This is a genomic window from Sporomusa malonica (genome assembly GCF_900176355.1).
Taxonomy (GTDB): Bacteria; Bacillota; Negativicutes; order Sporomusales; family Sporomusaceae; genus Sporomusa; species Sporomusa malonica.
Genome location: NZ_FWXI01000019.1, coordinates 1 through 14,002, shown reverse-complemented (window position 1 = coordinate 14,002; position 14,002 = coordinate 1). Strand labels below are relative to the sequence as shown.

Annotated in this window: 15 protein-coding genes and 2 pseudogenes; 10 read left to right on the top strand and 7 right to left on the bottom strand. The window is 40.0% G+C overall.

The features are described 5' to 3' along the window. Window positions 1-42 precede the first annotated feature (42 nt). Both B9A22_RS18390 and B9A22_RS18385 read right to left on the bottom strand, forming a co-directional pair. Window positions 43-753 (bottom strand): hypothetical protein, encoded by a 711-nt coding sequence (locus B9A22_RS18390; protein ID WP_084577401.1) that lies wholly within the window; start codon window positions 751-753, stop codon window positions 43-45. 282 nt (window positions 754-1,035) lie between these two features. Next, a complete protein-coding gene (locus B9A22_RS18385; protein WP_084577400.1) occupies window positions 1,036-2,160 on the bottom strand; it encodes a DNA alkylation repair protein in 1,125 nt (374 codons plus the stop codon). Window positions 2,161-2,350: 190 nt separating this feature from the next. Between B9A22_RS18385 and B9A22_RS18380 the strand changes: the two genes are divergently transcribed. The 6 genes and pseudogenes from B9A22_RS18380 to B9A22_RS26585 all read left to right on the top strand — a co-directional run bounded on the left by B9A22_RS18380 (window position 2,351) and on the right by B9A22_RS26585 (window position 7,037). Next, entirely contained in the window at window positions 2,351-3,004 is a 654-nt protein-coding gene (locus tag B9A22_RS18380; protein WP_084577399.1) for a hypothetical protein, read from the top strand. Between the two features lie 110 nt (window positions 3,005-3,114). Next, window positions 3,115-4,272, top strand: coding sequence for a sensor histidine kinase (locus tag B9A22_RS18375; protein WP_084577398.1), 1,158 nt, complete (start codon window positions 3,115-3,117; stop codon window positions 4,270-4,272). Window positions 4,273-4,278: 6 nt separating this feature from the next. Then, window positions 4,279-4,961: pseudogene (locus B9A22_RS18370) on the top strand (response regulator transcription factor). A 173-nt stretch (window positions 4,962-5,134) separates the two neighbouring features. Next, entirely contained in the window at window positions 5,135-6,118 is a 984-nt protein-coding gene (locus B9A22_RS18365) for a sensor domain-containing diguanylate cyclase (RefSeq protein ID WP_084577397.1), read from the top strand. A 186-nt stretch (window positions 6,119-6,304) separates the two neighbouring features. After that, window positions 6,305-6,757: a hypothetical protein gene (locus B9A22_RS18360; protein ID WP_084577396.1), complete on the top strand. Its 453-nt coding sequence runs from the start codon at window positions 6,305-6,307 to the stop codon at window positions 6,755-6,757. Window positions 6,758-6,914: 157 nt separating this feature from the next. After that, window positions 6,915-7,037 (top strand): YkgJ family cysteine cluster protein, encoded by a 123-nt coding sequence (locus B9A22_RS26585; RefSeq protein WP_139796300.1) that lies wholly within the window; start codon window positions 6,915-6,917, stop codon window positions 7,035-7,037. Here the strand turns inward: B9A22_RS26585 and B9A22_RS18355 are convergent. Beyond that, window positions 7,023-7,883 (bottom strand): EamA family transporter, encoded by an 861-nt coding sequence (locus B9A22_RS18355; RefSeq protein WP_084577395.1) that lies wholly within the window; start codon window positions 7,881-7,883, stop codon window positions 7,023-7,025. The genes B9A22_RS26585 and B9A22_RS18355 overlap by 15 nt on opposite strands. A 133-nt stretch (window positions 7,884-8,016) precedes the next feature. On the opposite strand from B9A22_RS18355, the gene B9A22_RS18350 reads away from it, so the two are divergent. After that, window positions 8,017-8,907 carry a LysR family transcriptional regulator gene (locus B9A22_RS18350; RefSeq protein WP_084577394.1) on the top strand — a complete coding sequence of 297 codons (891 nt, stop codon included), beginning with the start codon at window positions 8,017-8,019 and terminating at the stop codon, window positions 8,905-8,907. Between the two features lie 462 nt (window positions 8,908-9,369). Then, a complete protein-coding gene (locus B9A22_RS18345) occupies window positions 9,370-9,834 on the top strand; it encodes a GNAT family N-acetyltransferase (RefSeq protein ID WP_084577393.1) in 465 nt (154 codons plus the stop codon). Between the two features lie 140 nt (window positions 9,835-9,974). Here B9A22_RS18345 and B9A22_RS18340 read toward each other — a convergent pair whose 3' ends face one another. After that, a complete protein-coding gene (locus tag B9A22_RS18340; protein WP_084577392.1) occupies window positions 9,975-10,334 on the bottom strand; it encodes a MerR family transcriptional regulator in 360 nt (119 codons plus the stop codon). 77 nt (window positions 10,335-10,411) lie between these two features. Here B9A22_RS18340 and B9A22_RS18335 point away from each other — a divergent pair, with 77 nt between their 5' ends. Then, a complete protein-coding gene (locus tag B9A22_RS18335; RefSeq protein WP_084577391.1) occupies window positions 10,412-10,804 on the top strand; it encodes a carboxymuconolactone decarboxylase family protein in 393 nt (130 codons plus the stop codon). Between the two features lie 270 nt (window positions 10,805-11,074). Here the strand turns inward: B9A22_RS18335 and B9A22_RS18330 are convergent, their stop codons facing one another. Both B9A22_RS18330 and B9A22_RS18325 read right to left on the bottom strand, forming a co-directional pair. Then, window positions 11,075-11,701: a class I SAM-dependent methyltransferase gene (locus tag B9A22_RS18330; protein ID WP_245824048.1), complete on the bottom strand. Its 627-nt coding sequence runs from the start codon at window positions 11,699-11,701 to the stop codon at window positions 11,075-11,077. A 324-nt stretch (window positions 11,702-12,025) separates the two neighbouring features. Continuing rightward, on the bottom strand, window positions 12,026-12,562 hold the full coding sequence (locus B9A22_RS18325; RefSeq protein ID WP_084577390.1) for a flavodoxin family protein: 537 nt from the start codon (window positions 12,560-12,562) through the stop codon (window positions 12,026-12,028). A gap of 110 nt (window positions 12,563-12,672) precedes the next feature. Here B9A22_RS18325 and B9A22_RS18320 point away from each other — a divergent pair, with 110 nt between their 5' ends. Beyond that, the gene (locus B9A22_RS18320; RefSeq protein WP_084577389.1) at window positions 12,673-13,551 is read left to right on the top strand and encodes a LysR family transcriptional regulator; all 879 of its coding nucleotides are present in this window, start codon (window positions 12,673-12,675) and stop codon (window positions 13,549-13,551) included. A gap of 195 nt (window positions 13,552-13,746) precedes the next feature. Here B9A22_RS18320 and B9A22_RS18315 read toward each other — a convergent pair. Beyond that, window positions 13,747-14,002: pseudogene (locus B9A22_RS18315) on the bottom strand (AAA family ATPase); the annotation flags it as partial.

Genomic DNA, 14,002 nt, shown 5'->3' with positions numbered 1-14,002 from the left:
TTTTCTGGGTTCTTTATTATAATTTCAGTTTTTTAATGCCTGCTACCTAACGGTGAATGATATGTAAGAAATCTCCCTGCCATTACTGTCAGTATCATGCATCCGTAAGTCCCAGTGACCCGCTTCCGGTGCCGTAAACTCCATAATTCCGCTGGAACGCTGCTCAATGTACTGATACGTAATGTCGTATTGATCGTTGACTTCCTCGCTACCATGACTGATATTTGACGGAATTATGCCGATCCAGGCATCACTCGGCCAATTCGCCATGGCTTGGAATCTTACTTGAATTCTCTCCCCTGGCACAAATACTGTCTTGTTCAGCCATAATTTCTGGCCGGTGCTGTTGGGAATGATATTACTGACAGTAAAGCTTACACTGGCAACTTCACGCCCATTGCTATCCGTATCATGCATCCGTAAGTCCCACTGACCCGGCCCCGGTGCTGTAAACACCATAATTCCGCCAGTACGCTGTTCAATATACTGATAAGTAATGTCATGTTGATCGTTGACTTCCTCACTACCATGCCTGATGTTTGACGGAATTATACCAATCCAGGCATCACTCGGCCAATTCGCAGGAGCTTGATACTTCACCTGTATCTGTTCACCAGGCACATACGATTTTTTGTCAATGACCAGCCCCGCCTCGCTAGCCCCGTATGTGGCTCCTGCCATTAACGGCAGCGCCAATAGCCATAAACAAAGAATAGCTACACTAATGGTTCTCACACATTTACCTTTTTGCATAAACTAACCCTCCACACCACAAATTCTACCATTGTTAGGATTGAAAGTTATCAACTTTGTCTTTTATTTACAATTTGATTTTACCGAGTTTACAGTATAGAGTCAATATTTTACCTTTAAGTTTTTAACAGCTATCTTTTCTTAGCACCTTTCTTACAAGTGGCCACCTGGTCTGGAAGAAAAAGACCTATGCCTAACCCAGCAAGCATCGAGGCGGCCCGAGAAAACAATACCTCTATATGGTATATCGCCTTTGTCTCTCACGAAGAAAGGTTAGGTTATTTACGGTGTTATCTTCTTTTTGCCCACAGCAAGTTGCAGCACTGTATAAGCGACTTCGCGCCCGTTTACCAACAGCGTAATCCGGTGCTCACCCGGATAATGACGACGAGTCGTCAGATCCGCCCAACTGTGCGTCCGCGTACCAGCAAGGCGTGCTCCTCCAGGTACTGTTTTGTCAGATAGCAAGAATAATTTGCGTGATGTTCGCCCCTTGGCCTTCACGAAGTCAATTCCATATTCAATACGTATACGTACTGGCTCACCTTCCTGAATGAAAAGCTCATACCGCAGCTCGCAGCTCTCACCGATCGTCAGCACAGGTGGCTCTACCGCCAATGAAGCCAAGGTCACAAGTCCCCCAACACCTGCCGATTCTGCGTAGCCGAACAATTCCATAACGGCTGGATCAGCCTTGCGTATCAGAGTGCGGCAACCATGCCGCACGATCCAGTCTGTGTGCGAATCTTTGCCTTTCCAGCGGCAGGTTGTTTCAATCACGACCGCCGGATGATCCTTTGCGATGTCATTAAGGTTGTTAGCAACGCTCTTGCGCACATACGGCGACAGATCTGCCTTTAGCAGTTCCAGCACACGCAGAACCGGAGTGGGGTCACGCTTAAACAGGGAAAGCGCCTCGCCCCATGGTAAACGTGGGCGACAGCCCTCGCTTGCCAGTCGCCGGACATGCTCATTCGGGTGTTTTGCCCACGCCTCCATCTGATCCATCATCCGCTCTGGCTGGCGCAGCAGGAACGTCCTTACCGCAAATTCCGCAGACGACTTCACCGTAAATCGTTCCAGCGCTCTCATGGAAAGATCCCAATGTTCCTCTGCCTGACCATACACTGCCACAAAATCCGGGAAAAACAGGTACGGAAAGCCAACGCACTCGTCATCAATGGTAAATAGTGTATCCAGAGCGTCTTCGTAGCGACTTGGTAAATACTGCCCAAGCGTCTTGGAAATTCGCCGCATCCGGGCTTTCAGAGCAAGCTCGCCCCATGTATCATCCATAACCGCAGAAATAAATCCGTTACTATCGAAAGCGCCATACGCTGCGTGCACCTTTTCGCTGAAGCGGCGTAGAAATTCCTCACTATACACAGCTTTCAAAGCCTCAGCCATCCTCTATCCCCTCCTGCTAACTATTATATAGCAAATCCTGTTCATAGAAAGAGTAAAGCATAAGAAGTCACTATGTTCTATTAATACATCTTTTATGTATTTTTATAGAAATTTTATAAATGCTTTAAAGCCAGTTTAACAACATCTTTTATAATAAGCTCATAGGCAAATCAAGGAGGTTATTATTAAGATGAACAAAATTAAATTTCTGTATGATGTGGTCAAAACGCTGAAGGGTAAAGATATTTTTAATGGTATGGTAACCGCGGAAGTGGAAAAAGATCAAGCAAAGATCTTTTATGTGAGAAACGCATTCGAAAAAAATCTACTAACCATGCAGACTACGGCAAATATCACGACCGAAGTAGATTATGCAGGCAAGCAGGTAAAACACCAAAGCACCACCGAGATTACTAATCCATGCGCATGCCAAGGCATGCACCACAAATTTTTTAAACACTTTCATCATGCTGGCAGCAGATGCGGGGGGATTAAAAGTAAACTTGCGAAACTTGGGTTTGCATTAAGCCTATTAAACAACATCCAAATTGAAGAGCATGCCGATAAAACTTCCCTTGTTACACTCGAAATAACCGAAACACCCGAAGATATCAAAGCACACATCCTGGAAAAAATGAATCATGCTAAAGCCGATCCCGCTGAAGGTCAGCATTGCTTCCTGAAAGAATTCTGCTATCTAGAAAAAGGCAATTTATCAATCGCAATGTCTGTTAATAAAGAGTACGAAATTAAAAGAGTCGTGGTTACCTTTGACGGAACACAAAACAATGAACAAAATGAAAAACATGTGCTGAACATCAAAGCTGAACTACAACTCAACTAACCACTGCCGGGCGCAAATTGAAATTTATTTTGCGCCCTTTTCATTATTTGCACTATAATAAGGCATATATACAACGCATTAACGTTTAGCAGACAGGTGGTGTAACTGGTGTGTTTAAGTGCAGACGTCCTCATACCTACTCTAGTACAGATAAACAATGTAAAGATACAATTTTCGCTAAGTTTCAAATGATCCATCGGCATCATCATCAGGAATTTCATAAATATCATCAGTATTTCCGTTACTTCCGCCCCGCGATTGTATTATTCCACATCTTAACCTTATATCTATTATTTAGTTGGGTAGGATTTAAAGGAATTGGGATTTTTTTTGCATTTTTAATTAGTATAAAAGAAATATTTCAGTTTGTTTTTCTGCTTCGCTTAGAAAAACGTATACTTGCGCCCATTGAAAAACTCAAGGTAGGCGTAGATGAAATTGCCAAGGGAAACTATAATGTAAAAGTAGACTACTCTGCTCCTAATGATCTTGGCTTGTTGATTTTTTCTTTTAACGAGATGGCCCAAAAACTGTATGAGACCGAAAAAATGCAAACCGGGTATGAAGAAGATAGAAAAGCATTGATTGCAAATATTTCCCATGACCTAAAAACACCAATAACAGCAATCCAAGGCTATATTGAGGTATTACAGGATGGGACTATTGTAGATGAAGATGACAAAAGCAAGTACCTCCGTACCATCCATCACAATACCACTTATATTAATAAGCTGATTGATGATCTGTTCCTTTTCTCTAAACTAGACATGCAGAAGTTGGATTTCTCTTTTGAGACTATACAGATTTGTGCTTTTATGAATGATTTTATGGAAGAATATAAATTTGACCTTGAGGAAAAAAATACTCACTTTCAATATATTACTCAACTTGAACATGACTATTTGGTAAAACTAGATGGCAGGAGGTTCCATCAAGCTTTTAACAATATCATCAGTAATGCCGTTAAGCATGGCCCGGAAAGTAATTTAGCCATAAAAATTAAAATGTATCAACATGATAATTTTATCTGTATTGATATTCAGGATAATGGCCCCGGAATTGCTTCAGACAAACTTCCCTATATCTTTAACCGGTTTTATCGTATAGATACAGAGCGAAAGAAAAACTATGGGTGTACAGGATTAGGACTTGCTATTGCGCTGGAACTGATCGAAGCTCATGGAGGAAAAATTACTGTTTCCAGTATAGAAAGTGCAGGCACTTGTTTTACAATAATACTCCCAATTTTACAAAATAACGGAGATTGATTATATATGAAGCAAATACTAATTATTGAAGACGACCTCGATATCGCCGAGCTGGAACGTGACTATCTTCAACTAAACGGTTATCGTGCAGAAATCAATCAAGATGGCCTCACAGGTCTAAAAAAAGCACTTTCGGGTATGTATGATCTTATTGTCGTAGATTTAATGCTGCCAAATAAAGATGGCTTCGAAATCATTAAAGAAATTCGAAAAAAGTTAGAGATACCAGTTATCGTGGTGACCGCCCGTAACGACGATATTGATAAAATCAGAGGCTTGGATTTCGGAGCAGATGATTATTTAACCAAACCTTTTAGCCCTGCTGAATTGGTGGCTAGGATTAAATCTCATATCAAACGCTATGAACGGCTCAAAGGTCATACGCTTACAGAGACAATCCAACACAAAGGGTTAGAAATCAATACAGCTTCCCATAAGGTTACCGTAAATGGTTTGCATGTCCCATTAACACAAAGGAATATGACCTTTTGTTTTTCTTGGCGAGTAATCCAAACATAGTTTTTTCCAAATTGCATATCTTTGACACCATATGGGGAGAAGAGTATTGCAGTGACACAGCAACAGTCGCTGTGCATATCCAGAAAATACGCAAAAAGATTGAAAAAGACCCTTCTAATCCAGAATTTATCGAAACACTCTGGGGGACAGGCTATCGCTTTAACCCCTAGCGTCTGCTCATTGCACCTGCACCGAATTACAAGCCTTCACCTTGCTTTTTCAAACTCCCTCTCCAATCGTACAGTATTCAATAAAAAAATTATCAGTAGTGACTACTATGCAGGAATTGTTTGCATCTTGTCAGAATTTATCCTGAAATCTCAAATGATGGAGGCACACAATTATGATCGATTATTTTAATGCCTTTACTAGCAATGTACTTGATTATTTAGATGAGGGTGTCTATTTTACTGATATAAACAAGAATATTATTTATTGGAATAGCGGCGCTGAGAATATCCTAGGCTATCGAGCAGAAGAAACCACTATGCAGAAGTGCTGCCAAATCATTTCTCATATGAGTATTAATGGTGAAAAACGCTGCGGAGAACATTGCTCAATCACAAAGGCCTTCCAAGAGGGCCGACAACAAAAAGAAGACATGTTTATTACCCACAAAGATGGTCATCTGATTTTTGCCACAGTCAAAACCTTTCCTGTCTATAATAAGTATGGTCACCTATTGGGAGTCATCGAGCTGTTTTCCGATAATTCTCAGAAAAAAATTGGCCATGATAAGGTAAAAGCGTTAACAAAGGCGGCTTACATGGATTCCCTTTCTGAGTTATTCAGTAAACAATATATTGAAAGCAGACTGCAAACAATGCTTAATGAGATACCCGAAAAACGAGAGTCCTTTGGTATCTTATATATTAATATTGTCAGTTTTCGCGCCATTAACGAGTTATATGGTGTTTCAAGGGCCGACAAAATACTAAAAATGCTTGCAAAAACGCTATCCTCTTGTATTACCTACCCTGCGATTATTGGCCGATGGCACGGAGCAAGCTTTATTGCCATTGCTGACAGCTCCAAAAAAAGTTTACTCTTAATGCTGGCAGATAAAATTAAACGGGTAGTTGCTGAAGCTATTTTTCCCATTAACGAAGAGAACTTTCAGGTCACAGTGACTATTGGTTACGCAATCGCGCAAAGCTATGATTCGATGGACTATCTAATAGAGCGAGCTACTAAAAATACCCTAGAAGAAAAAGATAAAGATGCTGCAGACGTGCCCCCAGCTGTCAACACTGCTCCCACGATAGCAACGCAACGAAATAAAACCGGCTTTTATTCAAATATGTCTAAATCAGACAGCACTCGCTAAATCATTGGCATATTTGAAACTACTGCCGCATAGAGAAAACCGCCTAAAAATTCATTTTTAAGCGGTTTTTTTGTGTTTTTACAGCTTACTCCAACAATGAAGTGCCACCAACAACGGTTATCCTGTAACATCTTGCAGCAGTAATGAATATTATGTTAATAGAATATATTGATGGAGGTAATTAGGATGAGTCATGATGTTGAAATTGACCAATTCCGATTTTATGTATTGCCAAATAATACAACTGGGAGTGTATCTATACCGCTAACATTGTCGCCAACCCCTACTACTTTGGCCTCTCTTTCCCTACGTTCTGATTCCGATTGCAATAGCACCGTATTATTAACTGCAACTGTCGGCTGGCTGGCGGTAACTGACGGTACCGGATTAGAAAAGGTTAATGTATTGTTTAAAATTTGGCGTGGCACTCCAGTAGCAGGCACTTTGATTTTCAGTGCCGACGATAGCGGCGAAAGCGGCGCTGACAACAGGAAAGTTACCAGTTTTGCTCATGTTGATAATCGCTCACGGTCATCAAAATCACCTACCTATTTCCTTACAGCTGAATTGCCAGATGCCGGCAGCGCCGCAACTGTTATTGGACCAATTACCTTTACCGCAACAGAATTGGAAAGGTAGCAAAAGTACGGACTTAAGGCTTTGTTCGTTGGCCCCCAAAATAAGCGGATGCGTAATAACACGTATCCGTTTATTTTATCTGTACTGGATCTTTGCTGAATTAGTTAAACAGCTAAATAGCCCTTGAAAAGCAAAAGATACCAGGCTGAAGTGGGCTATGCTGCAAAATGCTGATGGCAAATGTAAATTTCTCTCTCGGAAAGGTCGATGTATGATCTATGAAGCCTGCCCGCTAGTATGCCGAATGCACACCTGCATTTTATTGCTACCCGATCGATAAGGCAACGAGGCCAATCAGCATCGTCCCGGCACCGACTAGTCTGCTTCTAAAATCGCTCTCCGACAATAGCTTTGCTCCCAAAATAGTGCCAATTAATATGCTGACTTCCCTAGCTGGCGCTATATAACTAACAGGACTAAATACCATCGCCGTTAGAACAAGGATATAGGCCAACGGTGACAGTATAGCCACCGCTATCGCTTCTTTTTTATGAGCAGTCCATTGTTCTTTGACCTTAGTCCAATTTTTTAGCGAATAGGGCGTCAGCAAAATGACTCGCCCTAAATTTGTAGACCAATCCATAAGTAGCGGAGGAATTAAATAAGTGCTGACAGCAATTTTGTCTACGACGGTGTATCCTGCAATTGTGGCACCACAGAACAGAGCGTAAACTATAGACTTGCGGGCATTTGTTTCTTCGTGACTAAAAGGGTTTCCCGTAATTACGAGAATTCCTATCCCGATGAGAATAGCTCCAGCTAAAGCGATCGGCGTAGGCTGCTCTCCTAAAAAAAGAATTGCCGTCACTATGGAGAGTAATGGTCCAGTTCCCCTGGCCAGTGGGTATATAACCGAAAGATCGCCAAATCTATAGCCCTTATCTAATAAAATAAAATATACTGAATGCAACACGGCGCTGCCCAATATCAGCACAATCTGGTAGGTGCTGATATTAGGTTTCTCTATGAGCAGCACCCATAACGCCAGCGGGAAGTACAGCAATGCCGACAGACTGGCAAAAATCCAGATAAACGCAGTACCACCACACGCTCTTTTGGCCAGCAGGTTCCAGGCTGCATGGCAGAATGCGGCTGTTACTACCAGCAGAAGTGCAAAACTATTCATCTTTTCTCCTCGCCCCATAATATTGTTGCCAGACTGTTTGTTTCATGCTAATTTTAATATACCAATAGCGGAAAGTAAAACGCATAAAATTGCTATAAAATATTTATAATTTCGATATTAAAGGTGAGGAAGTATGGATTTAATGGGTATGGAGGCATTTCTGGCGATTGTACAAACTCGAAGCTTGACAAAGGCGGCTGAATTGCTTCATCTGTCTCAGTCAACTGTAAGTTATCGGTTACAGGTACTGGAGCGTGAGATGGGTGCAACTCTAATCGAACGCCGTAAAGGTGTTCAAACCATTAATTTGACTCCCATTGGAGAAAGCTTTGTTGCCTTAGCTCAACGATGGAGTATGCTAAAAAGAGAGGTGGAAATTTTACAATCAAGGGGCCCACAAATCAGCTTAACAATCGGGGCAGCAGACAGCCTGAATGTATATGTATTGCCACCGCTTTATCGAGCGATAAGCCAACAATATCCTGCTATGCGTTTGCAGATTCGTACACAGCATACGCTGGAGTCTTATGAAAGCATTGAGCGGAAAGAAATCGACGTGGCATTTGTAAAACTTGAGAGAGTGGTGTCTAGCATTATAGTGAAGCCGTTTTATGTAGATGAAATGGTATTAGTTCGCCTCCGGACGGAGGAGAGAACGCCGACCGATGTTATATCGCCGCTGGAATTAGACTGTCGGAATCAACTCTATTTCAATTGGGGGCCATCATACCAAATGTGGCATGACCGATGGTGGGATACCTATAGCCCACCCAACTTACAGATCGATGCAGCAGCACTGATTTTTTCTCTTATGTGGGATCCCCAGCAATGGGCTATAGTACCAAGATCGATTGCAAATGCACTTGCTCAAATAGATAAATTCGTAGTCCAGCACTTATCCGATCCACCACCCCCAAGGGTATGTTACCAATTAACGCCTAAACACTCTGATTCCGTTAAAGCCTCAGCGCTCGATACACTAAACCGGCTGGTCCAATCAATTTACCTCAGTGGTAATACCTAAGTTAATAAAACATGCGTATGTAGGAGGAAATCTAATAATGAAAAGTATATGTACAAAAGACACTCTATCAATTTGATACTTCAGTTATATTGGCAATTGACGTAAGTAATACATGCAATGAGGCTTTAGATATATATGGAATAGCACCAGAAATTTGAACATAAAAATGGCAAAGCTCAGAAATTCTGAAGCCTTGCCATTTTAATAGTCAAGTGGTGGAGGAAGACATAGGGATGGTGATTTGACCTATACGGCTTTTTTATCTTTTGTTAATCCAAACCTACCTGCTTTGCCTTAAAATCCGCTCATTATTGAGATGTGAGGGCGGGAAAATCGCTGTCATTTGAAATGATAGGCGAATTTATTTTACTAAGAACATGCTGAGCAGGAATTGCTTTCCTATTGACGAATGTTGTACAAAAAAACAATAGGGTCGTCATTAAATTGGGGAGGTACGAGAAAATGAATATTCGTAAAGCAACCATTGATGATATCGACATTCTTATTAAGCTTCGAATTGATTATCTACTAGCTGATAATGGTAATTTAACCACTGATGAAAAAAATGCGATTCGTTCACAATTAACAACATATTTTTCGAAGCATATTAATCATGACTTCATCGCTATACTGGCTGAAACCGACAACAATATATTGTCAACAGCGTTTCTTGCAATATCGGAAAAGCCGGCAAATCCAGCATTTATCACAGGTAAAACCGGGACTTTACTCAACGTATTAACATATCCTGAATATCGTAGAATAGGAATCGCCAGCAGGGTGATATCTAAAATAATTGATGAAGCAAAACAATTAGGAGTTTCTTCGATCAACCTTTCTGCCACCAAAGAAGGAAAGCCGTTATATGAAAAGCTTGGATTTACTGAATCCCCCAAATATACTTCCATGAAAATGCAGCTTGTTTGATTAGTTCTAGATCAGTAATACGCGCTCTTATAATTCGAAGAATTTCTCACCAGAAGGACACCGCAATTTACGGTGTCTTTTTAAATCTCAACTAATTTGTGGACATTAACCGGCCCCATATATGTTGCTTTTATGGCCAGTTATTTTTTTAATTTGTGTTGATATACCTTAATTTTTTCCTCCAGATTTTGCAGATTATTATCCCATTTGGCTTTTTCCTGCATGACCACCAATTTGTGGTTTTCGAGTATTGCTAATCTTCGCTTAATGGTCGAGTCGCCCTGATAGCGCAGTACAGCGTATTCTCTGATAGCCTTTATGGGCATGCCTGTATCTTTTAGCTTTTTGATAAATAAAATCCAATCAATATCTTCGGTAGTATAATACCGCCGTCTGCCGGAATCTCGGCTGACGACAATTAATTGTTCCTGCTCATAGTAGCGAAGTGTAGGAGCGCTAAGATTGGTTAGCTTTGAAAATTGTCCTATTGAATAATTCATGCTGAAAAAGTCCTCTTGACTTAAAGTATACTTTAACTTTTACAATTCAATTATACCAAATATAGGAGGTCACAACAATGGAATTAAATCGATTTGAACAAGGGTTACAAAAACTGGCAGAGGTAGATGGTACAGCTGGGGAAAATGTCATTAACGCTCTTAAAGATATTGCACCCGATTTAGGCAGGTACATTGTCGAATTTGCTTTTGGTGATATATACTGTCGGGAAGAATTGAATCTACAGGAACGGGAAATGGTTACCTTATCGAGCTTATTAACCCAAGGCGGCTGTGAAAATCAGCTTGAGGTACATATCAATGGGGCGCTAAACGTAGGAATTACACCAAATAAAATTATCGAGATTTTTATGCAGTGCATTCCTTATACAGGATTTCCGCGAGTTCTAAATGCTGTTGGGGTTGCTAGGAAAGTTTTTACGGCACGTAAAGAGGCTGTATGGTTAGAATAACGTATAGCCTTCCATTTAAACGTATCAGAAGTACTTCCAGTACCTACTTTTCAAAAACAATGTAACTACTCATTTTCTCTTCTTACTCTATCTAGAAGCGCCATAACATACAAATAGCATACAAAACTACAAAAAAGACACAAAAATGGCAAGGCTCAGAGTGTCTGAGGCCTTGCCATTACTAGTTTTAAGTGGTGCGCCCGGGAGGACTCGAACCACCGGCTGACGCGGTTTAGTTTGGAAGCAAAAGAACCGCCCCACCACTTCCTTTTACCGCTTCTTCAAAAAAAGAAAAACATCCTTGATAGTACTTCCATCTGGTTCTGGATAATCCTGCCGTACACTACGAATGCATTCCATCCCTTGTAGTCCCAGAAGTTCTCTAATTTCGACTTCCTGAAAATAATTAAAATATAGCGGTTGCTCAGAAAAGCTGGTCGTCTCAAAACCAGGCGGTTTTCCTTCCATAAAGCTCAAATACACATAGCCGCCGCTTCTTACCCATTTAACGGCATTCTGCAGTACCGACTTGGCTTCTTCATCCTCCAAATGAACAATACTAAAAGATAACATGACTGCATCAAATGATTCCGGCGGAAAATTTGCTTTACGTGAATCTTGCAGATAAAAAATGCCCTGGGGAACGTTTCTTTTAGCCAATTCCAGCATTTCCGCTGAAAGATCAATTCCCGTAATTTCCAAATCTTTTACTTCACATAACTGCTTCGCAATATTTCCCGGACCACAACCAATATCTAGTATGGAAAAACCATGCTCTAAAAAATCGGCAAATTCCATAACGTGGGTAACATATGGATCATATTGCATAAATTTATCAGCAAATTTTCCACAATTTTTGTCATACGCAGCAATTGTCATTTTTATCTTATCTGCCAAATTGTTCACCTCTTTAATTAAAGTGCTAATTTCGGGTAATAATTCTTTGGTGGTAAGTTCCATACAATATAAATATATCCTTCTAAATAATAACCATAATTGAATTATATTTTTTCAAAACCACTACCTACACCCCATCAGAAGTACTTCCAATACCTTTTGCTTAAACAAAGTGACCAGATTACCAGAAATCACTACTTGCTTCCTTCTACGCTTGCAAAAAAGCGCCATTACATACAAATAGCATGCAAAACTAAAAAATCAATCGAATAGGAGGCTACCCATTACATCTTTACAAAATTAAAACTATTTTATTTCATTTAGTTAAATGATAGATTTTCCAAGTTCTAATGCATCAATCAACATTGAGGAATTTTCTATATCATTAGGGTTCTCGAAACCTTTAGCAGAGATAATTCCAATATTTTTAAAACCAAGATAATTACATAATTGTTGATAAGCATTAATCATACAGTCTGAAACAAATGAGTCTTTTTTTCCGGCAACAGATAAGAGAATGGTACTTTGAATCTTTCTTCCTATTGCGCTTTCGGCATAAGTCCGGTCAATGACAGTCTTGAGCTGTGCACTGAAGCCTAAATAATAGACTGGTGAACAAAACACAAGGATCTCATGATTTTGTAATGCGGTAATAATTTTCTGCATATCATCCTGAATAGCGCATTCACCATTGTGATCTTGACAGTAGTTGCAGTTGCTGCATGGAGCAATTTTCTTATTAACTAATGTAATTTTGGTAATTTCATTATGTAGTGCTGCTCCTTCGATAAAAGCATCAGCAAGCTTTTCAGAATTTCCATGTCTACGTCCGCTTCCGCAGAGAACTAATATTTTTTTCATGATAAATCACCTCATATTGTTGTTTTATGAATTACATGTTACCATGTTAATTGGTATTTTAAAAATTGATATATTTGAAATAGGACATCAAAAATTATGATGAGGTGTACATGGAAAATAGAAATCTTCATACGTTTAAAAGGGTATGTGAATTGAATAGTATTACAAAAGCTGCGGAGCAGCTTGGATATGCGCAGTCAACAGTTACTACACAAATTAAGCTATTAGAGAATGAACTTGGCGTAAAATTATTTGAACGATATGGAAATACGCTTCGTATTACAGTTGCAGGAGAAAAATTATTAGAGTATAGTAATGAAATTTTTAGAATTACAGATAAATTTTTGGATGCTATGCATGAAGAAAAGGAAATATCAGGTTCACTAAGTATTGCAGCAGTAGATTCTGTCTGTATGACAGTTCTGCCGAATATTTTAAATCAGTTTATTCAAAAATATCCTAAAGTAAATATTAAAATCGTATCAGGTGTTGCTGACAAATTAAAATATTATCTCGCAAGCGGACGGGCTGACATTGCATTTGTATTGGATTTTAATAAACCATTGACTGAATTGTGTTTATTACTAGAACAGACAGTCAAACTTAACTTTTACATAGCAGAAAATGCGGCACTCAAATCTACAGATGTATGCCTAGAAGATTTAAAGAAACAGAAATTCGTTTTAACAGAACCAAATTGTCAATATCGGCAAAAAGTAGAAGCGTTTTTAAAAAAAAATGGAATTGAACCCGATATATTAATGGAGAGCGCCTCAACAGAGGCAATTATCAAAATCGTGGCGAACGGGCTCGGAATAACATATCTGCCTGAACTAGTAGTAAATGAAAATCAAAAGATAAGGCGCCTACATTTGAAGGATAAGGAAAATGAAGAGAAGCTGCTTCTACAGTTACTTATGCATAAAAATAAATGGAAAGGTACAATAATAAATGAGTTTATCAGAATATGTGAGGCTAATTTTATGTGATATTAATGCTCCCTGAGTCATATTGATAACCCAAAAACTATCATAAGGAACAATAAAAACCGCTACCCCATCCTACCAGAAGTACTTCCAATACTGTTGTTGCTGGCGCATAGTGTCCAGAAATAGACTGTGTTAGTTGTCCAAATGCTGCCGGAAATGCTGACCAACAGTCCCGGCAGCAAATGAAACTGCCAATTAAACTAGTTCTCCCTGAATCACCAGTTTAACCATATGGTCGTCAATAATCCTGCGTCCGTTTTGCGAACCATAGAGTAGGCAATGTGTACATGCCTTGTTGACAAGACGGGCGGCTCCGCTTGAGAAACGGTAAATTTCATCAATAGCCCCATCCGAAAAGATATCCCGATCGGCACCTGCATAAGCCAGGTGCTTTTTCATATACTCCCCAACCTGCGAGCGATCGAAGTGTGGCAGTCTGCACTGAATGTCG

Coding starts and splice junctions, on each gene's coding strand:
- B9A22_RS18345 (WP_084577393.1), top strand. CDS start 9,370: ATGAATATTCGTAAAGCAACCATTGATGATATCGACATTCTTATTAAG.
- B9A22_RS18390 (WP_084577401.1), bottom strand. CDS start 753: ATGCAAAAAGGTAAATGTGTGAGAACCATTAGTGTAGCTATTCTTTGT.
- B9A22_RS18365 (WP_084577397.1), top strand. CDS start 5,135: ATGATCGATTATTTTAATGCCTTTACTAGCAATGTACTTGATTATTTA.
- B9A22_RS18385 (WP_084577400.1), bottom strand. CDS start 2,160: ATGGCTGAGGCTTTGAAAGCTGTGTATAGTGAGGAATTTCTACGCCGC.
- B9A22_RS18360 (WP_084577396.1), top strand. CDS start 6,305: ATGAGTCATGATGTTGAAATTGACCAATTCCGATTTTATGTATTGCCA.
- B9A22_RS18340 (WP_084577392.1), bottom strand. CDS start 10,334: ATGAATTATTCAATAGGACAATTTTCAAAGCTAACCAATCTTAGCGCT.
- B9A22_RS26585 (WP_139796300.1), top strand. CDS start 6,915: ATGCTGCAAAATGCTGATGGCAAATGTAAATTTCTCTCTCGGAAAGGT.
- B9A22_RS18355 (WP_084577395.1), bottom strand. CDS start 7,883: ATGAATAGTTTTGCACTTCTGCTGGTAGTAACAGCCGCATTCTGCCAT.
- B9A22_RS18325 (WP_084577390.1), bottom strand. CDS start 12,562: ATGAAAAAAATATTAGTTCTCTGCGGAAGCGGACGTAGACATGGAAAT.
- B9A22_RS18350 (WP_084577394.1), top strand. CDS start 8,017: ATGGATTTAATGGGTATGGAGGCATTTCTGGCGATTGTACAAACTCGA.
- B9A22_RS18335 (WP_084577391.1), top strand. CDS start 10,412: ATGGAATTAAATCGATTTGAACAAGGGTTACAAAAACTGGCAGAGGTA.
- B9A22_RS18320 (WP_084577389.1), top strand. CDS start 12,673: ATGGAAAATAGAAATCTTCATACGTTTAAAAGGGTATGTGAATTGAAT.
- B9A22_RS18380 (WP_084577399.1), top strand. CDS start 2,351: ATGAACAAAATTAAATTTCTGTATGATGTGGTCAAAACGCTGAAGGGT.